At 72.1% G+C, this 22,013-nt stretch carries 19 protein-coding genes; 12 read left to right on the top strand and 7 right to left on the bottom strand.

The features are described 5' to 3' along the window. Nucleotides 1-18: 18 nt before the first annotated feature. Nucleotides 19-1,635 (bottom strand): LCP family protein, encoded by a 1,617-nt coding sequence (locus PV682_RS00620; RefSeq protein WP_319722810.1) that lies wholly within the window; start codon nucleotides 1,633-1,635, stop codon nucleotides 19-21. A gap of 101 nt (nucleotides 1,636-1,736) precedes the next feature. Between PV682_RS00620 and tatA the strand changes: the two genes are divergently transcribed. Further along, a complete protein-coding gene (tatA, locus tag PV682_RS00615; protein WP_319722808.1) occupies nucleotides 1,737-2,036 on the top strand; it encodes a Sec-independent protein translocase subunit TatA in 300 nt (99 codons plus the stop codon). A gap of 148 nt (nucleotides 2,037-2,184) precedes the next feature. Here the strand turns inward: tatA and PV682_RS00610 are convergent, their stop codons facing one another. After that, nucleotides 2,185-2,688: a DUF6114 domain-containing protein gene (locus tag PV682_RS00610; RefSeq protein WP_319722806.1), complete on the bottom strand. Its 504-nt coding sequence runs from the start codon at nucleotides 2,686-2,688 to the stop codon at nucleotides 2,185-2,187. A 4-nt stretch (nucleotides 2,689-2,692) separates the two neighbouring features. Then, nucleotides 2,693-3,367 carry a DUF6230 family protein gene (locus PV682_RS00605; protein WP_319722804.1) on the bottom strand — a complete coding sequence of 225 codons (675 nt, stop codon included), beginning with the start codon at nucleotides 3,365-3,367 and terminating at the stop codon, nucleotides 2,693-2,695. 631 nt (nucleotides 3,368-3,998) lie between these two features. On the opposite strand from PV682_RS00605, the gene PV682_RS00600 reads away from it, so the two are divergent. Continuing rightward, the gene (locus PV682_RS00600; protein ID WP_319722802.1) at nucleotides 3,999-4,637 is read left to right on the top strand and encodes a Tat pathway signal sequence domain protein; all 639 of its coding nucleotides are present in this window, start codon (nucleotides 3,999-4,001) and stop codon (nucleotides 4,635-4,637) included. A 19-nt stretch (nucleotides 4,638-4,656) separates the two neighbouring features. On the opposite strand, the gene PV682_RS00595 is transcribed toward PV682_RS00600, so the two are convergent. Next, nucleotides 4,657-5,565 carry a lytic polysaccharide monooxygenase gene (locus PV682_RS00595; RefSeq protein WP_319722800.1) on the bottom strand — a complete coding sequence of 303 codons (909 nt, stop codon included), beginning with the start codon at nucleotides 5,563-5,565 and terminating at the stop codon, nucleotides 4,657-4,659. 393 nt (nucleotides 5,566-5,958) lie between these two features. Between PV682_RS00595 and PV682_RS00590 the strand changes: the two genes are divergently transcribed. Next, the gene (locus PV682_RS00590; RefSeq protein ID WP_319722798.1) at nucleotides 5,959-7,737 is read left to right on the top strand and encodes a S8 family peptidase; all 1,779 of its coding nucleotides are present in this window, start codon (nucleotides 5,959-5,961) and stop codon (nucleotides 7,735-7,737) included. 134 nt (nucleotides 7,738-7,871) lie between these two features. Here the strand turns inward: PV682_RS00590 and PV682_RS00585 are convergent, their stop codons facing one another. Continuing rightward, a complete protein-coding gene (locus tag PV682_RS00585) occupies nucleotides 7,872-8,519 on the bottom strand; it encodes a ScbR family autoregulator-binding transcription factor (RefSeq protein WP_319722796.1) in 648 nt (215 codons plus the stop codon). A gap of 180 nt (nucleotides 8,520-8,699) precedes the next feature. Here PV682_RS00585 and PV682_RS00580 point away from each other — a divergent pair, with 180 nt between their 5' ends. The 3 genes from PV682_RS00580 (at nucleotide 8,700) to PV682_RS00570 (ending at nucleotide 11,719) form a co-directional block, all read left to right on the top strand. Next, entirely contained in the window at nucleotides 8,700-9,617 is a 918-nt protein-coding gene (locus PV682_RS00580; RefSeq protein ID WP_319722794.1) for a ScbA/BarX family gamma-butyrolactone biosynthesis protein, read from the top strand. A 72-nt stretch (nucleotides 9,618-9,689) separates the two neighbouring features. Beyond that, a complete protein-coding gene (locus PV682_RS00575; protein WP_319722792.1) occupies nucleotides 9,690-10,346 on the top strand; it encodes a ScbR family autoregulator-binding transcription factor in 657 nt (218 codons plus the stop codon). Between the two features lie 203 nt (nucleotides 10,347-10,549). Continuing rightward, a complete protein-coding gene (locus tag PV682_RS00570; protein ID WP_319722789.1) occupies nucleotides 10,550-11,719 on the top strand; it encodes a damage-control phosphatase ARMT1 family protein in 1,170 nt (389 codons plus the stop codon). Nucleotides 11,720-11,800: 81 nt separating this feature from the next. Here PV682_RS00570 and PV682_RS00565 read toward each other — a convergent pair whose 3' ends face one another. Then, nucleotides 11,801-12,574 carry an alpha/beta fold hydrolase gene (locus tag PV682_RS00565; protein ID WP_319722787.1) on the bottom strand — a complete coding sequence of 258 codons (774 nt, stop codon included), beginning with the start codon at nucleotides 12,572-12,574 and terminating at the stop codon, nucleotides 11,801-11,803. A 199-nt stretch (nucleotides 12,575-12,773) separates the two neighbouring features. Between PV682_RS00565 and cyc2 the strand changes: the two genes are divergently transcribed. Beyond that, entirely contained in the window at nucleotides 12,774-14,969 is a 2,196-nt protein-coding gene (gene cyc2 / locus PV682_RS00560; RefSeq protein WP_319722784.1) for a germacradienol/geosmin synthase Cyc2, read from the top strand. Nucleotides 14,970-15,055: 86 nt separating this feature from the next. After that, nucleotides 15,056-16,900 (top strand): O-aminophenol oxidase PhsA, encoded by a 1,845-nt coding sequence (gene phsA / locus PV682_RS00555; protein ID WP_319722782.1) that lies wholly within the window; start codon nucleotides 15,056-15,058, stop codon nucleotides 16,898-16,900. On the opposite strand, the gene PV682_RS00550 is transcribed toward phsA, so the two are convergent. Beyond that, nucleotides 16,888-17,607, bottom strand: a complete 720-nt coding sequence (locus PV682_RS00550) for a CTP synthase C-terminal region-related (seleno)protein (protein ID WP_319722780.1) — start codon at nucleotides 17,605-17,607, stop codon at nucleotides 16,888-16,890. The genes phsA and PV682_RS00550 overlap by 13 nt on opposite strands. An 86-nt stretch (nucleotides 17,608-17,693) precedes the next feature. Here PV682_RS00550 and PV682_RS00545 point away from each other — a divergent pair, with 86 nt between their 5' ends. The 4 genes from PV682_RS00545 to PV682_RS00530 all read left to right on the top strand — a co-directional run bounded on the left by PV682_RS00545 (nucleotide 17,694) and on the right by PV682_RS00530 (nucleotide 22,008). Next, nucleotides 17,694-18,569, top strand: a complete 876-nt coding sequence (locus PV682_RS00545) for a LysR family transcriptional regulator (RefSeq protein ID WP_319722779.1) — start codon at nucleotides 17,694-17,696, stop codon at nucleotides 18,567-18,569. Nucleotides 18,570-19,107: 538 nt separating this feature from the next. Then, nucleotides 19,108-19,695 (top strand): PDZ domain-containing protein, encoded by a 588-nt coding sequence (locus PV682_RS00540; RefSeq protein ID WP_319722778.1) that lies wholly within the window; start codon nucleotides 19,108-19,110, stop codon nucleotides 19,693-19,695. Between the two features lie 227 nt (nucleotides 19,696-19,922). After that, complete coding sequence (locus PV682_RS00535) at nucleotides 19,923-21,044, top strand: aminopeptidase P family protein (protein WP_319722777.1); 1,122 nt, start codon at nucleotides 19,923-19,925, stop codon at nucleotides 21,042-21,044. A 49-nt stretch (nucleotides 21,045-21,093) separates the two neighbouring features. Continuing rightward, nucleotides 21,094-22,008, top strand: coding sequence for an aminoglycoside phosphotransferase family protein (locus PV682_RS00530; protein WP_319722775.1), 915 nt, complete (start codon nucleotides 21,094-21,096; stop codon nucleotides 22,006-22,008). The last annotated feature ends 5 nt before the right edge of the window (nucleotides 22,009-22,013 follow it).

Raw genomic sequence — 22,013 nt, 5'->3', positions numbered from 1 at the left:
CCTGAGGCACATCCCGCCTCAGCCGTACGTCAGGTTGGAGCACGGGTTGTCGTCCGCCGAGCGCGCGTCCGCGGCGACCTGGGACGGTACGGCCGACGGGGTCGGCGAGGCGGTTCCGGCGTCGGCCGCACCCGCGTAGTCGTCGCCCAGGACGACGTTCAGGGCCGTTCCCTGGATCTGCTCCAGCCGGGCGCCGGGAAACGCGGCAGCAACCGTTTGCGCACTCTTTTCCAGCCCCGGCCCGTACTGCACGACCGTCGTCGCGTGGGCCTGGCTGACGGCCGTCGCCGTACCCGTCACCGTGAACCCGGCCGCCGTGAGCTTCGCCGCGCCCTTGGCCGCGAGCCCGGGGACGGTCGTGCCGTTGTAGACCGCTACGTCGATTCCCGCGCCGGACACGGGAGTTGGCGCCGCTGCCGGAGCCGGCGTCGCCTTCTTCCTGCCGCCCGCGTTCTGGCCGTCGATCGTCCGGTCCTCCTTCAGCGCCGACCACAGCGCGGACGCGTCCGGCTCGACGATCGCGACGCGCGCGCCCTCGTAACGCCAGGGCACGGTGACGAACTTGGTGTTGTGCAGGTCGACGTCCTTGAGGGACATCGCGAACGAGATCAGCTTGTCGGCGGAGCCGAGCCCGGGGTCGACGGTGAGCGACTTGGTCGCCGCCTCGGCCAGCGGGAGCAGGTTCGTCGGGGACAGCCCCTTCTCCTTGATCTGCTTCAACAGGCTGGCCACGAACGCCTGTTGGCGCTTGATCCGGCCTATGTCGGAGCCGTCGCCGATACCGTGCCGGATCCGGACGTAGTCCAGCGCCTTCTGCCCGGAGACCTTCTGCTCGCCCTTCGAGAAGAGGAGGTCGCCGCGCGTGGCCCGGTTCGGGCTGAGGTCCTTCTGGTAGATGTCGTTGGGCAGGCACACGTCGACCCCGCCGACCACGTCCGTCAGCGCCGCGAACCCCTTGAAGTCGACGACGACCGTGTGGTCGACGCGCAGCCCGGTCAGCTTCTCGACGGTGTTCTGCGTGCAGGCGGGGTTGCCCTTGTCGGTCTGCCCCATGGAGAACGCCGCGTTGAACATCGTGTTGCGCTGCTCGGCGGACCAGGTGCCGTCGGGCAGCTTGCAGGGCGGGATCGTCACCAGGGTGTCGCGCGGGATGGAGACCGCGAGGGCGTGCTGGTGGTCGGCGTACACGTGGAGCAGGAACGCCGTGTCCGAGCGGCCGATGTCGTCCTTGTCGCCGCCGCCGAGCGCCGCGTTGCCGTCGGTGCGCGCGTCCGAGCCGATGACCAGGACGTTCTCGCCGGCCGTGTCCTTGGGGCGGTTGTCGGACAGGCCGCCCGCGTCGAACGTGCTGATGTCGCCGTCGAGCTTCAGGTACAGCCAGCCGGCGCCCGCGCCGAGCAGGACCACCAGGGACAGGACGATCGTGAGGGTCAGGCGTATCCGGCGGGAGCGCGGGCTCCTCCCCGCACCCCTGCCGCCTCCCGTGCCGCTGCCCCGCGCGGCGCCCCTGCCCGTGCCGCTCCCGCCGCCCGGGCCCGTACAGCGCCTGCGGTCCGGCTTCGGCGGCGCGGAGCGTCTGCCGCCGCCGGTGCGATGGCGTGGCGGCGGTGCGCTGCGGCTGCTGGTGACGGTCATCGGCGCCCTCACTGTGTCTCGCCCTAGGTTGTACAGTTGCGCAATGTAGCAACCTTCCGGGGTGCGACTCCGACAAGGCTCGACGAAAGAGAGATCAGGTCATGCTCCGCAACGGACTGGAACCCTGGCACCTGTTGATCGTGGCGATCGTCGTCATCGTGCTCTTCGGCTCGAAGAAGCTGCCTGACACGGCGCGTGCGCTCGGCAAGTCGATGCGCATCCTCAAGAGCGAGGCGAAGGCGATGAAGGAGGAGGACTCCGCGAACTCCGCGCACCCCGGGAACCCGGCGGAGCCGTCCGAGCCGGTGGCCGCGTCGGCCGTCACCCCCGCACCCCCGGTCGAGCCGACGACGGTGACGACGGCGTCGGAGGCGGCGCGGGCCCAGTCGCGGGCCGCCTGAATCCGCGTCCGGGAGGAAAAGCTCCGCAAACGGTTACTGCGCGCCTTTCCGGGGCGCGGTACGCCGAGGCCGGTGCGGACCGCTGTGCGTGGCAGCGGGCCGCACCAGCCGGTGTCGTGCTGTGCGCCGAGGGGCGCCGGTCACGGACTCAGGCGGGCTCCCCGGCCCCCTTGGGGAGCAGCGCCTCCGCGGCCGAACGGGACTCCTCGCGCCGCTGCCGCCGGGTGCGGCGCGGCTCCTGGTCGGGCAGCCAGCCGAAGGCCATGCTGCCGCCGATCAGGCCGCACAGCAGGCCGACCATGAACCCTCCGATGTTGGAGGTCACCCAGGTGCCCACGGAGAGCAGCACGGCGGTGACCGAGTAGAACAGCCGCTGTGCCGGGTTGAACAGGATCAGCAGGCCGCACAGGATCATGAGCGACGGCAGGAGGTATCCCGCCAGTCCCTGCATGCCGATGTGCAGGATCACCGGCAGCGGCGCCTTCATCGTCAGAAGGATCTCGGCGCCGCCGAAGGTGAGCAGAACCCCGCCCACGAACGGCCGGCGGCCTCGCCACTGACGGAAACGCTGCCGCGCCGGCGCCTTGGCGGCCGGTTCGGCGGACGCGGTCGCCCCTGGCTCGGGTACGGCCGGCGGTTCGTGCTGGGTCACTGGGTCACGTCCCCGGGCATCCGCTGGTGGAGAACTTCATGCGCAGGTCGGGCAGTTTGAAGACGGCCGCGGTCGCGCCGTAGTTGTGCTGGTACAGGTTCTCGATGGTGACCGTCTTGGCCTGCTGGCCGTAGACACCGGGCGGGCCCTTGTAGCCGGGGACCCGGTCGAAGGTGCTGGAGTCGCGGCCGATCTCGATCTCGCTGAACGTGGCGTTGCCCATGATCTCGTCCGAGTCGATCGCCAGGTTCTCCACCTCGACCTTCTTGCCCTTGTTGCCGGCCGTCAGGATGAGCTGGATGCCGCCGAGGTCGACGGACTGGCACATGTTGGTGATCTTGCCCTTGCCGATGACCGAGGTCACGACGAGGACGGAGCCGTCCGTGTCGCCCTGGTTCGGGCTGTCCTTGATCATGTGGTCCAGCCCGCCGTACTGCTCGAAACCCTGCCCTTCGAGCAGGTCGGCCTTGACGACGAACGGCATGCCGGAGATCGCGAACTGGACGCCGAGGACACCCTCAGCGGTCAGGACGGCGAGCGTCGCGGCGGCGAGGGTGGCGGGGACCGCGAGGATCGCGGCGCGGCGGCCACGGACCCTGCCGCGTCTTTCGGTGGTACCGCTACCCGGACTCCCGGGTGTGTTCTCGGCGGACGGTGTGACGTCCGGGGACGAGGCCATGTCTGCTCCCATGGGCATTAGTACATGCAGGTTGCTTTGTGGCGCGTTGTCCTGGCGCGGACAGCGGCTGTCGCGCACGCTCCCCACAACTCCCGGAAGTCGTACGGTCGTTCTCGTTACGCGGCAGTAGCCAAGCCAGGAAGTTACCGATGGTTACAAGTACGGGTCAAGGGAGTTGTGGAAAAAGGGTGTTCATTGTGCGTCAGCCATGGATCATGGCGCTACCCATGGTGTACCGCTCACAGCCATGATTTTCTGACGATGCGTCACATCACCAACTTCTGCTCGATGCCTTGACGTTGACTGAGCCTCAGGTCTACAACTCTGCCTGGCTCAGCCCGGATCCGTGGCGCCGGATCCGCAGTGCGACGTCTGTCGCGCTCCCGGACCTTCTTCACCGGACGTACCCGTCCCCGCGTGGGACGGGTACCTCTGGCCGAGTCCGCTCACCTGGCATCCCTCCACGGCGTCCACCACGGCCGCTTCCCTCCTGGCCGGCCACTGCCCGCCGTCCGTCACGTACGGAGAAGGCGTCACGGACCGGCAGTCGACGCCGCCGAGTTCACCCCCCTGACGAGATCCCGGCCATCCCGGGCATCTCCGCATCCCCCGAAAGAAAGAGGCACCCGCAATGCGCGCTCGCTCCCTGTTCGCCGTCCTCGGCACCGCCGCCGCCCTCACGCTGCCCGCCATCACCCCGGCCTCCGCCGCGGCCGACGCGGTCCTCACCGCGAACGGCCAGAACGTGGCCGTCGGCGACGTCCTGACCGCCTCCCTGGCCAGCGGCACCGCCGCCACGTTCTACTCCAGCGCGACCGGCACCAGCGGCATCTCCTGCGCGTCCTCGGCGTTCAACGCCACGGTCACCGACAACCCGACCGCGCCCGGCACCGCCACCGAGACGCTCACCGCGCACACCTTCGGCAGCTGCACCTCGAACGTCCTCGGCGTCACGGGCGTCACCAGCATCACCGTCAACAACCTGCCCTACACGGTCTCGGCCGCGTCCGGCGGCGCGCTCACGGTGACCCCGCCGAGCGGCGGCACCATCCAGACCACGATCGTCCTGCGCACCCTGCTCGGCAGCATCACCTGCGTCTACCAGGGCCCGAGCCTGACCGGCACCACCAGCAACACCGACAACAGCATCAACTTCACCAGCCAGGCGTTCACCCGGACCTCGGGCTCGTCCCTGTGCTTCGCCGCGGGCTACTTCACCGCGAAGTACGCGCCGGTGTCGGACGGCACGAACCCGGTGACGGTCAACTGACCTGATCCGACCGGGGCGTTCAGCCGCGCCTCAGCCGCGTGAACAGGGCGGTGCCGCCGGCCAGCAGCAGAATCGCCGCGGCACCGCCCGCCAGCACGGGGGCGGAGGGGCCGGAGCCGGTGCTCTTCGCGACGGGGGTGCTGTCCGGGCTCGCGGCGGCGGGCGCGGAAGCCGTCGCGGGGCCGGGAGCCGGGGCCGGCGCCGGTGCGGGCGTCTCCTTCCGCGCGGGCTCCTTCGGCGCGTCGTCCTTCTGCGCCGCTTCCCCCTTCACCTCCTCCTTCTGTGCGGCCTCCTTCTGCGCGGCCTCCGGGAACACCACGTCCGAGCACGAGTAGTACGTGTCCGCCGTGCTCGTGTTCTGCCAGATCGTGTACAGCACCTGCCGCCCCGTCCGGTCGGCCGGCAGCTTCGCGCTGAACCGGTAGGCGCCGTTGGACAGTTGCGGGTCCTTGACGACCGCGAACGGCTCCGAGGGCAGCTCGGACCAGGTGAGCGGCTTCGCCGGGTCGTACCCCGGTTCCGTCAGGTACAGCTTGAACGACCCGGTGTGCGGGATCGTCGACGCGTACGTCATCCGCAGCGTCGCCCCCGGCCGCAGCTGTGTCGCGGGCCAGTCGTCGCGCGCCAGGTCGAGCCCCCGGTACGCGGGAAGACCCCCGCTGCACAGCTCGCCGTCCGGGATCGTCCGCCGGTCGCGCCCGTTCACGCCGGCCACGCGCAGGTTGTCCCACGCCGCGAAGGACGCGCCGTTCGCCCGTACGGCCGCGCGGCAGGCCGCCGTACCGGCGTTCGCGCCGCCCTCGGGGGAGCAGGCGTAGACGCGGCTGACCGGGGTGGTGGGGGCGCCGTGCGCGACGGCGGGTCCCGTTGCGACGGCCAGCGTGCCGAGCACGGCCGCCGTGAGCGGGGCGAGACGGTGACGGAACATGCGGGAACGCCTCCTCGGGAACGGCTGCACCGGGCATGTACGGCCGGCCGGGCGCTCGCGTTCAACCACCGGCCCGATCAGCAGAGATGCTGTCGGAAAACGCTTTCCGTTCTTTTGCCGAGAGCGGGGAGCAAACCGCGCATAGGGGCCTCAACTGCCTCTGGAAATGGGGTTCTCTCGATGTGATCGAGGGTTTCCCCTGTATCCGGATGACCTGCTCTTTGCCTATCGTTCCACCACAGCCGACCCACAGGTAACCCCGAAACCGGTCGGCCAACCCGCCTGGCCCGCCATCGCGCGCTGCTCGACGCACTCCCCACAGCTTCGACGCCGAAGCGAACTCCACCGTCGCTCCCGCCCCCGTGCCCGGAGCCGGCCATGAAAGGCACCCCTTTGCGCACTTCCCCTGCCCTGAGACGGCAGCTCATATCCGTCGCCGCCCTCTCCGCGGCCCTGCTGACCGGCACGACGCTCCCGTCCGTCGCCGCGCCCGCCCAGGACGCCACCGCACTGCCGCCCGTGTCCGCCGCGCAGACCGAGGCCGCCCCCGGCGTCACCGCCGAGCGCCTCATCGTCGGCTACAAGTCCGGCACGGCCGAGGCCACGTCGAACCAGGCCGCCGAGGCCGACGCCACCGCCAAGGACGCCGACTTCAGCCGCCGCCTCGGCACCGGCGCCGCCCTGGTCGACCTCGACGGTGCCTCCAAGGCGGACGTCGCCGACGTCGTCGCCCAGTACAAGGCCGACCCCTCGGTCGCCTACGTCGTCCCGGACCGCCTGAACCGGCCGCAGGCCGACCCGAACGACACCGAGTACGCCAAGCAGTGGGACCTCTTCGAGACCACGGCCGGCATGAACGTTCCTGCGGCCTGGAACACCACCACGGGCGCCGGCGTCACCGTCGCCGTCATCGACACCGGCTACGTCGCGCACTCCGACCTCGCCGCGAACATCGTCGGCGGCTACGACTTCATCGCCGACACCGCCGTCTCCGTCGACGGCAACGGCCGCGACAACAACCCGGCCGACCCGGGCGACTGGTACAACGCCGACGAGTGCGGCGCGGGCATCCCGGCCTCCACCTCCTCCTGGCACGGCACCCACGTGGCCGGCACGATCGCCGCCGTCACCAACAACGGCAAGGGCATCGCCGGCATCGCGCACGGCGCGAAGATCTCTCCGGTGCGCGTGCTCGGCAAGTGCGGCGGCTACGACTCCGACATCATCGACGCGATCACCTGGGCGTCCGGCGGCACCGTCTCCGGCGTCCCGGCCAACACGAACGTCGCCAAGGTCATCAACATGAGCCTCGGCGGCGACGGCGCCTGCTCGACGGCGACGCAGAACGCGATCAACGGTGCCGTGGGCCGGGGTACGACGGTCGTCGTGGCCGCGGGCAACGAGAGCGACAACGTCGCGAACCACAACCCGGGCAACTGCAACAACGTCATCTCGGTCGCCGCGACCAACCGCGCGGGCGCCAAGGCGTCGTACTCCAACTTCGGTTCCCTGGTGGACATCGCGGCGCCGGGCGGCGAGACCCGCTCGGTGACCGCGAACGGCATCCTCTCCACGCTGAACGCCGGCACGAAGACGCCGACCACCGAGAGCTACAAGTACTACCAGGGCACCAGCATGGCCACCCCGCACGTCGCGGGCCTCGCCGCGCTGCTGAAGTCGGCCAACCCGGCGCTCACCCCGGCCCAGATCGAGTCGGCCATCAAGACCAACTCCCGTCCCCTGCCGGGCGCCTGCTCGGGCGGCTGCGGCGCCGGTCTCGCGGACGCGGCCAAGGCCGTCGCCGCGGTGAGCGGTTCGACGGGCGGCGGCACGGTGTTCTCCAACACGACCGCCGTCGCGGTCCCGGACAACGCCGCGGCGATCGAGTCCTCGATCTCCGTCACCGGCCGCACCGGCAACGCCCCGGCCAACCTCCAGGTCGGCGTGGACATCAGCCACACCTACCGCGGTGACCTGGTCATCGACCTGGTCGCGCCCGACGGCACGGTCTACGGCCTGAAGGCCGCCTCCTCCGACTCCGCGGACAACCTCGTCACCACGTACACGGTCGACGCGTCCAGCGAGACGGCCAACGGCACCTGGAAACTGCGCGTGAAGGACAGCGCGGCACAGGACACGGGGACGCTGAACAGCTGGAAGCTGACGTTCTGACGGTTGATCAATTCTGGGGGCACGATGAGTAGTTGACCGCGCCTCACGAGAAGCGGCGGACCGGCCGGTGTGGATGGACACCGACCGGTCCGCCGTCGTCGTGTTCCCGGAAACGTTTCTTTCTGTGAAACCTCCTACGAAGCCACCCGTTCGGGTGCCTCCAGGACCCGCACCCCCCGGTCCGCCTTCGTGTCCAGCGCGGGCAGCAGCCCCGGTACGGCGATGCTCGGCAGGATGTGCGTCCACAGCACCGACAGCCGCTCCCCGAGGTCCGCGCGCCCGGTCAGCGCCCGCGACATCAGCTGGATCCCGCTGAAGCAGCCGACGAGCAGCTCCACCGTCTGCCGGGGCTGCACCGTCGGCAGCAACTCCCCCCGGTCCCGCGCCTGTTCGAGCAGTTCCTCCAGCCGCTGCGACCACTGCCTGAACGGCCCTCCGTGGTCGATGCGGGCCGGCGCCTCCTGGTCGACCGCGAGCCGGATGCTCCCCCTCAGCAGGGAGCTGGTCAGCAGGCGTTGGCCGACGACGAACGTCATGTCGACGATCTCCTGCAACTTGCACGCCTGCGGCGGGACGCTCCCGAAGGGCACCTGTTCGCCCAGCACCGCCTGCGCCAGCGCCTCCTTGGACGGGAAGTGGAAGTACAGCGCGCCCTTGGTGACGGCGGAGCGCTCCAGGACCATGGCGATGGTGGTGGACGTGTATCCGTGCTCGTCGAAAACCTCACCGGCCGCTTCCACGATGGCTTGGCGCGTTCTGATGGCGCGCTCCTGTTTAGCCATAAGAGCCCCTCCGCGGGACCGAGTTGGCCGATCCCGCGATCGTGTGTCTGTTCGGCCCGATCATAGGATGCCGTCGACTGATCTCATTGATGCCAAACCGGTCGCCTCGTACTCTAACGTTCGCTGTGCGGACGATTCACCGTCTGCCGGGGCCTCACGGGTGACCGCAGGGAGGATGCGATGACCCGACCGCGGCAGTCTGCTGACACCCCGTCCCTGACGGCAACCGTCCCCCGCCAGTTCGTCCACCGCGCGGCCCTCGCCGAGACGTTCCTCACCGGCTGGCGGCGCACCGGGACCGACCGCTTCACCGTGTACGCGCAGTGGCCCCGTGCCCATGGCTTACACGTGTCGCCGGACTGGTGCTCCTACGACCCCTTGCTCGTGGTGGAGACGGTCCGCCAGGCCGGCACCCTGATCATGCACACCGAGTACGGCGTCCCGCTGGACCGGCAGTTCGTGCTCAACGCGTTCGAAGTCACCACGGATCCACACCGGTTGGAGGTCGGGCCGGTGCCGGCCGAGCCGACCGTCGAACTCGCCTTCACCGACGTGCGCTACCGGGGGAGCCAGCCCGCCGCCTGCCGCTACTCCGCCCGCGTCCTGTGCCGCGGGGAGCGGGCCGCGACCGCCGACGTCTCCTTCACCTGCGTCGGCGAGGCCGTCTACCGCAGGCTGCGCGGCGGCCGGACTCCCGGCGCGGTGACGGCCGTTCCGCTGCCGCCGGGGCTGCCGCCGCAGGTCGTGGACCGGGCGCTGCCCGCCGATGTCGTCCTCGCCCTCCCCGGGCTCGATCCACGGGCGCCCGGCGGGAGGTGGCAGCTCCGGGTAAATACCGCACACCCCGTTTTCTTCGACCATCCGCTCGATCACGTCCCCGGGATGCTCCTGCTGGAGGCGGCCCGCCAGGCGGCCCGGTTCGCCCTTCCCGGCACATATGCCCCCAGCGCATACCGGGCGGTCTTCCGCAGGTACGCTGAGCTGGACGAACCCGTCTGGATCGAAGCTCGCGACGAAGGCGGCGGACACCTCCAAGTCGTCGGCGTGCAACGGGAGTCGGCAGTCTTCGAGTGTGGGGTCGACGCCGCCGCAGGGTGAGTTATTGTGTACAGGGGGTGAGAAACAAACGGCATGACCCGTTCTTTTACCGGCCCAGGAGTGTCCCAGGCGATGGCGAGGCAGTTACGCGCCGAACAGACCCGCGCGACGATCATCACGGCAGCGGCCGATCTGTTCGACCGGCATGGTTACGAATCGACGAGCCTCAGTGACATCGTCGAGCACGCCCAAGTCACCAAGGGCGCCCTGTACTTCCACTTCGCGGCCAAGGAGGACCTGGCCCACGCGATCATGGAACTCCAGTCCCAGGCCGCCCAGCGCGTCGCGGGCGACATCGACAACCGGGGCTACACCTCCCTCGAAGCGCTGATGCGCTTCACCTTCGGCCTGGCCCGGCTGTCCGTCGAAGGCCCCATCTCCCGGGCCGGGTTGAGACTCGCGACCGGGGGAGTCGCGGTGCGACCGCCCCTGCGCCACCCCTTCTCCGAATGGCTGGAGCTCGTCACCCGCGGCCTGTCCGGCGCGGTCCGCGAGGCCGACATACACCAGGACGTCGACATCGACGCCGTCGCGCACTCCCTGGTCTGCTTCTTCGTCGGCACCCGCGTCGTCGGCCGCTCCCGCGAGGCCTCCGGCCGGCTGCCGCGCCGGATGGCGGAGATGTGGTACGTCCTGATCCGCGGCCTCGTCCCGGTCCCACGCCGCCCGCGCTACCTGAGCCTGGCCTCCCGGCTGGAACGGGAGATCACGGCGGCGTGCGTGTCCTGAGCGGGACGTACTCGCCCCGGTGGGACGCGAGTTCACGGCGCGGTCCGGATCCCCGGGTGGCCTGAAACAGTGTCAGGAAGCGTTTCCGACAAGGCCGACGGGGGACAGGTGGTCGTACGGCGGGCACGCGGGTCCGCCGTGCCGTGTGGGGCATGGCGCGGGCGGCCGGTGACGGGGCCGATCCGCGCGATACGGTGATCCGCATGCCCCACACCTCCGCCCCGCCGGTGCTCCGCGGCGACGAACCCGGCTCCTTCCGCCGCTCCGTCCTCGCCGAACGCCACCCCGCGATCATCCGCCAGGTGCGCGAGGCGTTCCCGTACGGCCCCACGGTGACCCGCGCCCTCGACGCGCTCTCGGTCACCTGTACGCGGGGTGTCCTGGAGCCGCTCCCCCCTGACGCGCACGACCTCGACCGCTGGCGCGCCTGGGGGCTCGACGCCCTGCTCGGCACCTCCTGGTACGACGCGCCCTGGCTCTGGTCGGAGAGCTGGTTCTACCGGCAACTCCTCGAAGCCGTCGGCTACTTCACCCCCGGCCCGGGCCAAGGCGTCGACCCGTTCCGCCCGTTCAAGCTGGCGGAACTCGACTCCCCGGAGACCGCCGAGGAGTTGGCCGCCCTCGACGCCCTGACCTCCCTGTCCGAGGACGAGCGCGGCCGGGCCCTGCTGCACGGCTCCCTCTGGGGCAACCGCGCCGACCTCGGCTTCCGCCTCTCCGACGCCGGCGCCGAAGAGCGGGCCGCCGTACCGGCGTTGGTCGCCGACGACAGCGACGCGCTGTGGGCCGCGCTGAAGGACGCCGCGAGCGTCTGCCTGGTCGCGGACAACGCGGGACGCGAACTCGTCCCCGATCTGCTGTTCCTGGACCACCTGCTGACGGAGCGTCACATCGGGCGGGCGGTGCTGCACGTCAAGCCGTACCCGTACTACGTCTCCGACGCGACCTACGCCGATGTCCTCGACGCCGTCCGGAAGCTGGTGGCGGCTCCCGGTGTCGCCGGTGAGTGCGGGCGGCGGGTGTGGGCCGCGCTGTCCGAGGGCACCCTCGTCGTGCGCGCCCACCCCTTCTCCGCCGCGCCGCTGGGGTACGCGGAGATGCCGGACGACCTGCGCGCCGACTTTGCGGGAGCCTCGGTGACGATCCTCAAGGGGGACCTCAACTACCGGCGGCTCGTGGGGGACCGGATGTGGCCGCCGACGACGCCGTTCGCGGACGTCACCGCGTACTTCCCGGGCGCGGTCGCGGCGCTCAGGACCCTCAAGTCCGATGTGATCACGGGGCTTTCGGCCGAGACCGAGGCGGCGTTGACGGCAAGTGAGGGACAGGAGTGGCGGATCGGGGGGACGCGGGCGCTGATCCAGGTGCGGTGAGCCTGAAAGGGCGGCTGCCGAGAGGGAGCTGACGAGTCATCAACTGTCAGCCGTCAGCCGTCAGCCGTCAGTCGTCAGCCGTCAGTCGTCCGTCCTGAGGAAGTCCTCCACCACTCGGATCAGCTCCAGCGGCGTCTCGTCCATGGCGTAGTGCCCCGCCGACGCCAGCTCGTACAACTCGGCGTTCGGGTACCACTCCAGCCAGGTCGCCCGCATCAACTCCGCCGACAGCGCCGGGTCCAGCGCGCCCGTCACCGCGAGGGACGGCACCGGCGAGCCCTCCGTGTCCGCGTGGAAGTCCTCGCGGGCCCAGGAGTCCAGCCAGGCGCGGAACGCCTTCGCGTCGCTCACCGCGAGGGAGCGGGCCACCATGCGGTCCAGCCAGGCGGCGGGGCGCGCGCCGCCGGTCGTCACGTCGAGGATCGCCCGGCGGTTCTCGGGGCGCCGGTCGGCCTCAGCGAACAGCGTCCACTGCTCCGGCGGCAGGTCGAGCCCCGACGCGGGCACCGGTGACACGCCCACCAGCCGCCGTACCCGGTCCGGGGCCCGGGCCAGCAGGCGCTGCCCGATCGCGCCGCCCATCGAGTGCCCGACCACCGAGAAGCGCGCCCAGCCGAGCCGGTCGGCCAGCTCCACCAGGTCGGCGGCGGCCTCGGCGGTCGTGAACGCGCCGCCCGCGTCGCGCGCCGCGCCGTACCCGCGCAGGTCGACCAGCGCGTACTGGAACGCCGACCGGTCGAGGTCGGGCAGGACGGGCGCGTACGCCGTGCGGTCGGCGAGCCAGCCGTGCACCGCGAACACCTTGTGGGCGCCGTCGCCGTGCAGCTCGTGGGGGAGCGTGAAGGGGGTCGTCATGGGGTCACGGTGCGGGGCGGGGGGAGGCGGCGGCAAGAGGGCGTACGTGGCGGACGGCGGGGGCTTGCGGTGTCTCGCGCGCCCCCTGCGTGAGTCCGCGCTCCGGCGCTCGCGCAACCGTTCGGGCCGAATTCACGCGATGGTGTGATCATGTGAGGCCGAACGGATGCCCCTCGGAGGGCGCGGGTAGGGCCCGGCCATGACGCAGCCGTTCGAACTCCCGCACTTCTACATGCCGCACCCCGCGCGGCTGAACCCGCACGTCGAGCAGGCCCGTGCGCACTCCACGGCGTGGGCGCGCGAGATGGGCATGCTGGAGGGGTCGGGCATCTGGGAGCAGGCCGACCTGGAGGCGCACGACTACGGGCTGCTGTGCGCGTACACGCACCCCGACTGCGACGCGGACGCGCTGTCGCTGATCACCGACTGGTACGTGTGGGTGTTCTTCTTCGACGACCACTTCCTCGACATGTACAAGCGCACCCCGGACCGCGCCGCCGGCAAGGCCCACCTGGACCGCCTGCCGCTGTTCATGCCGCTGGACCTGTCGACGCCCGTGCCGGAGCCGCTCAACCCCGTGGAGGCCGGTCTCGCGGACCTGTGGGCGCGCACGGTCCCGGCGATGTCCGAGGACTGGCGGCGCCGGTTCGCGACCGCCACCGAGCACCTGCTCAACGAGTCGATGTGGGAGCTGTCCAACATCGACGAGGGCCGCATCGCCAACCCCGTCGAGTACATCGAGATGCGCCGCAAGGTCGGCGGCGCGCCCTGGTCGGCGGGGCTCGTCGAGTACGCGACCGCCGAGGTGCCCGCCGCCGTCGCCGGCACGCGCCCGCTGCGGGTGCTCATGGAGACCTTCTCGGACGCCGTGCACCTGCGCAACGACCTGTTCTCGTACGAGCGCGAGGTCCTCGACGAGGGCGAGAACAGCAACGGTGTCCTCGTCCTGGAGACGTTCTTCGGCTGTACGACGCAGGAGGCCGCCGACACCGTCAACGACATCCTGACCTCGCGCCTGCACCAGTTCGAGCACACCGCGTTCACCGAGGTCCCCGCTGTCGCCCTGGAGAAGGGCCTGCGGCCCGACGAGGCCGCCGCGATCGGCGCGTACGCCAAGGGACTCCAGGACTGGCAGGCGGGCGGCCAGGAGTGGCACATGCGCTCCAGCCGCTACATGAACAAGAACGCCCGCCCGGCCAACCCCTGGGAGCGCCTGACGGGCCCGGGGACGTCGGCCGCCGGTGTCGGCGCGCTCCTGGCGTCGGCCGCCGCCGAACGCCTGCGCGCGTACACGCACGTGCCGTTCCAGAAGGTCGGCCCGTCGCTGCTCCCCGACCTGCGGATGCCGTACGAGGTGGAGCTGAGCCCCCACCTGGAGGGCGCCCGGCAGCGGCTCGTCCCCTGGATGCACGCGACCGGCATGCTGGAGGAGGGCGTCTGGGACGAGGACCGGCTGCGCGCCGCCGACCTCCCGCTGTGCTCCGCCGGCATCGACCCGGACGCGGACGCGCGCGAGCTCGACCTCAGCTCGCGCTGGCTCGCCTGGGGCACCTACGCCGACGACTACTACCCCCTCGTCTTCGGCCGGCGTGGCGACCTCGCGGGCGCGCGCGTGGCCACCGCGCGCCTGAGCGCCTGCATGCCGGTGGAGGACGGCGAGACGCCCCCGGTGCCCGTGGGCGGCCTGGAACGCGGCCTGGCCGAGCTGTGGGCGGACACCACGGCCGGCATGACCCCGGACGAGCGGCGGGCCTTCAGGGCGACCGTCGACACGATGACCGAGAGCTGGCTGTGGGAGCTGTCCAACCAGCTCCAGAACCGGGTCCCCGACCCCGTCGACTACCTGGAGATGCGCCGCGCCACCTTCGGCTCCGACCTCACCCTCAGCATGTGCCGCCTGGGCCTCGGCCCCGCCGTACCCCCCGAGGTGCACGCCAGCGGTGTCGTGCGCTCCCTGGAGAACGCCGCCATCGACTACGGCGCGCTCCTCAACGACGTCTTCTCGTACCAGAAGGAGATCGAGTACGAGGGCGAGGTGCACAACGCGATCCTCGTCGTCCAGAACTTCTTCGGCTGCGACTACCCCACGGGCGTACGGATCGTGGCCGATCTCATCAACCAGCGCATGGAGCAGTTCGAGCACATCGTCGCGCACGAACTGCCCGTCCTGTACGACGACTTCGACCTGTCGCCCGACGCGCGCGCGGGGATGGACACCTACGTCGCCGACCTGCGCCACTGGATGGCCGGCGTCCTCAACTGGCACCGCCAGGTCGACCGCTACAAGCCGGAACACCTCGCCACGCGCGCGCACGGGTTCCTCCCGGACCGGGCCCCGGTGGCCGTCGGCCGGCAGGCGAACACGGTGTTTTCAGGACTTTCTCTTGCGGAATAGGACATTCACTGAACCTTGGGGAGGCACACGGAGTCTTCTGGGGTGAGGGGAACGTCCGAACCGACTCACTACGGGGGTAGTGCCTCATGACCGACACCGTCGAGAAGACGACCGAGACCGAAGTGACACCGGCGGCAGCCCAGGAGCTGACGCCGTACGTCGCCCCGCTGACCGTCCCGCCGGTCCTGCGCCCCGCGCAGGGGGACGTCACGCACGAGACCGAGATCGCCCTGCGCCCCGCGTGGGTGCGCCTGCACCCGCAACTGCCGCCGACCCTGATGTGGGGCTACGACGGCGTGGTCCCGGGCCCGACCATCGAGGTGCGCCGGGGGCAGCGCGTACGCATCGCGTGGACCAACCGCATCCCCGAGGGCAGCGAGTACCCCGTCACCGCCGTCGAGGTCCAGCGCCCCGGGACGACCACCGAACCGGGCCGCGAGGGCGTCGAGCCGAACAAGGACGTCGCCGCCCTGCCCGCCTGGTCGGTGACCCACCTGCACGGCGCGCAGACCGGCGGCGGCAACGACGGCTGGGCCGACAACGCGGTGGGCCACGGCGACGCCCAGCTCTCCGAGTACCCGAACGACCACCAGGCCGTCCAGTGGTGGTACCACGACCACGCCATGAACATCACGCGCTGGAACGTGATGACGGGCCTGTACGGCACGTACCTGATCCGCGACGACGAGGAGGACGCCCTCGGGCTCCCCGCGGGCGCCCGCGAGATCCCGCTGCTGCTCGCCGACCGCAACCTCGACACCGACGAGGACGGCCGCCTCAACGGCCGCCTCCTGCACAAGACGCAGATCGTCGGCATCAGTCCGGAGACCGGCAAACCCGTCTCGATCCCGTTCACCGGCCCGTACTCCACCGTCAACGGCCGCATCTGGCCGTACGCCGACGTCGAGGCCGGCTGGTACCGCTTCCGCCTGGTCAACGCGTCGAACGGGCGCATCTACAACCTCGTCCTGGTCGACGAGGACGGCCTCCCGGTGCCCGGCGTCGTCCACCAGATCGGCAGCGACGGCGGGCTCCTGCCGCGCCCCGTGCCGATCGACTTCGACGCGGCCATGCCCGCGCTGATCGCCGCCCCCGCCGAGCGCTTCGACCTCCTCTTCGACCTGCGCGGACTCGAAGGCCGCACCCTGCGGCTGGTCAACAAGGGCCCCAACCAGGCCCCCGGCGTGCCCGACCCGGCGGGCGACGTGCGCTACCCCGACGTCATGCAGTTCCGCGTCGGCGAGGCGTGCGAACCGGACACCTTCGAACTCCCCGAGGTGCTCTCCGGCTCCTTCCGCCGCATCAGCCACGACACGCAGCACGAGCACCGGATGATCGTCCTCACCCCGCCGAACACCAAGGGCGGGGGCGGGCACCCGGAGATCTGGGAGATGGTCCTGCTGCCGAACGCGGACGGCATCCAGTTCCCGGCCGAGGGCATCATCCAGATCACGGGCGCGGACGGCACGCCGAAGACGTACCGGCGCATCGCCCGCACCTTCAACGACGGCCTGGGCTTCACCGTCGCCGAAGGCTCCTACGAGCAGTGGACGTTCCTCAACCTCGCCGGGTTCGCCCACCCGATGCACATCCACCTCGCCGACTTCCAGATCATGGGGCGGGACGTGTACGACGTGTCGGGCTTCCGGCCCGAGGTCGGCGGCACGGCCACGCCGATCGCGCTGAAGCCGGACGTGGTGCCGATCCCGGCCAACGAACAGGGCTACAAGGACGTCTTCCGCGCGCTCGGCGGGCAGGGGCTGCGGGTCATGGGCGCGTTCGACGGCGCGTACGGGCGGTTCATGTACCACTGCCACTTCCTGGAGCACGAGGACATGGGCATGATGCGGCCGTTCGTCGTGCTGCCGCCGGAGGCGCTGAAGTTCGACCACGGCGGGGGCGGGCACGGGCATGAGGGTCACACGGGCTGACCCGCCCGCGCGCGTGTGGCATGGTCCACGGCGGCCCGCGCCAGCGCCCTGATCACCGGGTGCGGGTGCGAGCCGTCGCCGGACAGTTCCGGCTGGAACAGCGTCGCCAGGAAGAACGGGTGGCCGGGGAGTTCGGCCACCCGGGGCTCGCCCGCCGCGTCCCGTCCCGAGAAGCGCAGGCCGTGCGCGGTCAGGGCGTCCTCGTGGCGGGCCAGCCCGTACCGGCAGGAGTAGCGCTCCACCGTGCGCTCGGCGCCGGTCACGGTGTGGGCGAGCGAACCCGGTTCCAGCAGCACGGTGTCCTCGTGGCCCTCCAGCGAGCAGGCGAGGGGTTCGAAGAGGGGGGCCTCGGCGTCGGGGTCGTTCTCCGCGTGCGCGGCGTCCGGCAGCCCGGCCGCGTTCCGCGCGAACTCCAGCAGCGCGTGCTGGAACCCGCCGCACGTCCCGAGGAACGGCACGCCCGCCACGCGCGCGTGCCGGATCGCCGCCACCGCGCCCTCCTCGCTGCGGTACGGGCTCCCCGGCACGACCCACACCGCGTCGAACCCGCGCACGGCGCCCTCGCGCGCCGCGTCCTCGGTGGGGATCCAGTACGCGTCCAGGACCAGCCGGTCCCGTACGGCGAGTGCCTCCAGCAGGAGCGGGATACGGGTGTGCGAGACGACGTGCGGGGAACGGTCCCCGACCAGGGCGATACGAGTTGTCATGCCGACGATCCTGGCTCCGGCCCGAGTTCACGTCCAACGATGATTCCTGGACCCTCGATAAGCAGAACTGATGACACCCTGGCCGTATGGACCCCCACCTCCTGCGCACCTTCGTCGCCGTCGCCCGCCTCGCGTCCTTCTCCGAGGCCGCCCGCGAACTGGGCTACACCCAGTCGGCCGTCTCGCAGCACATCGCCGCGCTCGAACAGGACCTGGGCACCCCCCTGCTGACCCGCCGCCCCGTCACCCCCACGCCGGCCGGAGAGCGCCTCCTCGAACACGCCAGGCCCCTCCTCCTGCGCCTGGACGCGGCCCGCGCCGACATCGCCCGCATCGCCGCCGCGCCCTCCTACGGCCTGACCCTCGCCGCCTCCCCGACCGCGCTCGGTGCCCGCGTCCTGGCCTCGCTCCCGCCCGTCGGCGTCACGGTGCGCGTCCTCGCCCGCGAGGCCGTCCCCGCGGCCGTCGCGACCGGCACCGCCGACATCGGCCTCGTGGACGGCCTCGCGGCCCCCAGCGACCCGCTGCGCCTGCCCGACGTGGCCCCCCTGACGACACACGGCGTCTCCGAGGAACCCGCGGGTGTGCTGCTCCCCGACTCCCACCCCCTGGCCGGGCGCCCCGGCCTGCGCCTCGCCGACCTCGCGGACGCCCGCTGGATCGACGCACCGGACACCGGGCTCCCGCTGGCACACCTGCGGGCCGCCAACGGGGGCCACGGCTTCCGGGGCGCGCTGCGCTACGAGGGCACCGACGTCCGCGCGCTGACAGCCCTGGTGGCAGCGGGGCACGGGCTGACCCTGCTGCCCCGCTCGGCCGCCTCCGGCGCGCCGGGGACACGCACGGTCACGCTCACGGCGCCTCGGGTGGTGCACCGGGTGGAGTGCGTGTACGCGGGGGTGCTGACGGGGGCGGCGGAGGAGGTGGTGGGGGCGTTGGGGGCTTTGGGGGCTTTGGGGTGAGGGCACGCGCGGGGGAGAGGCGGCCGGGTGTGGGGCCGTGGGGGCTTGGGGCCTGGTGGGCGCGCGCGGGGAGCGGGCCATCTTCACGTGTGTGGTCGTGGTGTGCGGTGGGCATGCCGGGCGCGCGGGGAGCGGCGCGGACGGTGCGGAAACTGTCCCGGCTGGGCCGCCATGACGGGCTCGCGGGGGAGTGGCGACGGGTGTCGGGCAGTGCTCCGCGCGCGGTGCTTGAGGAGGTGCCGGACATCGCCTGGTGAGGGGCGCACGCGCGCGGGAGTCGCCGTCGGGGTGTCCGGGCTCGGCTGACACCCCTGAAGCGCCGCCGGCCCTGAAACGCCGCCGTTCCTGAAGCGCTGTCGGCCCTCCCGCGCGCGAGGCGTTCGGCGTTCGGGAGGCGGGTGTGCCGGGGCCGCGGTCCGGCCCTTCCCGCGTGCACCCCGGGTTGCCCCTACCTCTCTTGACCGGCGGTCAGTCTCACTCGTTCGTGGTACGTCGGGGGCCGGTGGGCCGGGTAGAGCATCTGCCGGAGGCGATCGCGATGGAACAGACTGCGTTGCGGCCCAAGCCGATGCCCGGACGGGAGCCGGGGGGCGGTGAGCGGGGCGGGACCGTGCGGCGTCCGCATGCCGCGCGGCGGCGGGGGCGGCGGATCACGACCCTGCTGCTCGGGTTCTTCGCCGCGACGGTCCTCGTCCTGGCCGGCGTCGGGCTCGGCACGGTCGGGGCGACGGTGATCGGCATGAGCAAGCTGGCCGAGATGCAGAAACTGGCGGCCCGCGCGCCCGCGGGGACGAAGGCCGCTCCCGGCACGCCCGCGCCGGTGGCGCCCTCCCCGGCCCCGGCCCTCTCGGCACCGCCCGCGCGTGCGACGCTCGGCGTGGAGGCGGTCGACGCGCAGAAGGCGGGCGCCGAGATCGTCGCCGTCCACGTCCCCGGCCCCGGCTACACGGCGGGGCTCGTGCGCGGGGACGTACTGCTGACGTTCGGCGCGACCCGGATCGACTCGGCGGCCGACCTCGTACGCGCGGTGGGCGGGGCGGAGCCGGGCGAGGAGGTCAAGCTGACGGTGCTGCACCGGGGCGGGGGGTACCAGCAGCTGACGGTCGTGCCCGGGGTGGTGGTGTGAGCCCGTTCCCGCCGGACGAGTCGGTCGCGGCAGTAATAGTGGATGATCAGCGGACAAGTCGCAGGGGGCTGTGGAAAACTTCCGCTGCCGTGCTCCGGGATACGCGACGATGGGCCGTAGCCGCGCAGCACCCCGTACCTGGTGCGACGGGTGGCGAACCGGCTCGCGCGGCCCCTGCCGCGCGGGCAGGATGCTGCCCGTAGCCCCTGACCCGCCCGGAGGCCCGGATGACCGCCACCGCACCCTTCACCGCCGAGGACTACCGCGCCCGCATGGAGCGTGCGGCCCGCTCCGCCGCCGACGCCGGTCTCGCGGGCCTCCTCGTCGCCCCGGGCCCCGACCTCGTCTGGCTCACCGGCTACGCCCCCACCGCCGAGACGGAGCGGCTCACCCTGCTGGTCCTCGCGCCGGGACAGGACCCCGTCCTCGTCGTCCCCGCGCTGGAGGCGCCCGACGCGGCACACGCGCCCGGCGCGCCCGCGCTGACCTTCCGGGACTGGACCGACGGCAAGGACCCGTACGCCGCGACGGCCGCCCTCCTCGACCCGCGCGGACGCTTCGGGGTCAGCGACAACGCGTGGGCCCTGCACCTGCTGGCCCTCCAGAAGGCGCTGCCCGGCACGGCGTACGCGGCCCTCACGGAGGCGCTGCCGATGCTGAGGGCCGTCAAGGACGCGGCCGAACTGGAGCTGATGGCGGCGGCCGGCGCCGCGGCCGACGCGGCGTTCGAGGGCATCCGCGCGGTGCGCTTCGCCGGGCGCCGGGAGTCCGAGGTGGGCGCCGACCTCGCGCGCCTGCTGCGCGAACACGGCCACCAGCAGGTCGACTTCACGATCGTCGGCTCCGGCCCGAACGGCGCCAACCCGCACCACGAGATGGGCGAGCGGGTCATCGAGGACGGCGACATGGTCGTCCTGGACTTCGGCGGCCTCAAGGACGGCTACGGCTCCGACACGACCCGGACCGTGCACGTCGGCGAGCCCACCGAGGAGGAACGCCGGGTCCACGACGTCGTGCGCGAGGCGCAGGAGGCCGGGTTCCGCGCGGTGCGCCCCGGCGCCGCCTGCCAGGACGTCGACCGGGCCGCCCGCGCGGTGATCGCCGACGCCGGGTACGGCGAGTACTTCATCCACCGCACCGGGCACGGCATCGGGGTCACGACCCACGAACCGCCGTACATGATCGAGGGCGAGCGGCAGGCCCTCGTACCCGGCATGTGCTTCTCCGTGGAGCCAGGGATCTACCTGCCGGGGCGGTTCGGGGTGCGGATCGAGGACATCGTGACGGTCACCGAGGACGGCGGGCGCCGGCTGAACCGCACCGCGCGCGAGATGGTCATAGTGCACTGAGCCCCCCAAGGAGCCCCTCCCCACCTCACCGACCTGTGACGGCGCGACCATGACCCAGGCACCCACCCCCACCGCGGACACCGTCCGCCGACTGGCCCACAGCCTCCTCAAGAACGGCGACCCCGGCGTCCGCCCGGTCACCGAGGGCGAGGGGCACTCCACGTGGTGGGTCGGCACCCGCCACGTCCTGCGCCTCGCGCCCGACCGGGACGCCGCCGTCCGCCAGCGCCGCGAACTGCGCCTGCGCGACGCCGTCCGCCCGCACGTGCCGGTCGCCGTGCCGACCAGCGTCGCGCACGGCGAGTGGGCGCCCGGCCTGACCTACACCCTCGACACGCTGGTGCCCGGCGGCACCGCCGAGGAGCACGACGTGTCGGCCGTCGGCGAGGCCGACCTCGCCGGGCTGCTCGGCGGACTGCGCGAGGTCACCGCCCGGCACGCCGAGTCGCTCGGCGTGCCGCGCGCCGCCCCGCGCTCCCTGGAGGCGCTGCGCCGGATGGCCGTCCAGGCCGCCGAACGGCTCGCGAAGGCCGACGAGTTCGACGCCGACCGGCTGGCCCAGCTCACCCCGCCCGGCGCGGCGCAGCTCGCCTCGCAGCCCGGGACCGCCGTCCTCGTCCACCACCGGCTGCGCGGCGAGCACCTCGTGGTGAGCGCCGAGGGGCGGGTGCGCGGCGTCCTCGACTGGACCGCCGCCGTCCTCGGCGACCCCGCCGAGGACATCGCGGGCCTCGTCCTCGCCGTCGGCTCCGGCGCCGCCGTCCGCGCGGCCACCCTCGCCGGCTACGGCCCCCGCCCCTGCCTGCGCGGCCTGTGGCTGGCCCGCTGCGAGAGCGTCGTCCAGCTCGCCGACCGCCTCGACGGCCCCGCGACGGCCCTCCCGCTCGCGCGCACGCGCCTGAAGCGGGCGTGGGAGGCGATCTTGCTGGAGAGGGTGACGGACCTTCGGGAGGACGACGAGTAGCCCGG

Origin of the sequence: Streptomyces niveiscabiei (assembly GCF_033794345.1) — a bacterium.
Taxonomy (GTDB): domain Bacteria; phylum Actinomycetota; class Actinomycetes; order Streptomycetales; family Streptomycetaceae; genus Streptomyces; species Streptomyces niveiscabiei.
Note: the sequence above shows the minus strand (reverse complement) of the source record. Positions and strands in the feature narration are given on the sequence as shown.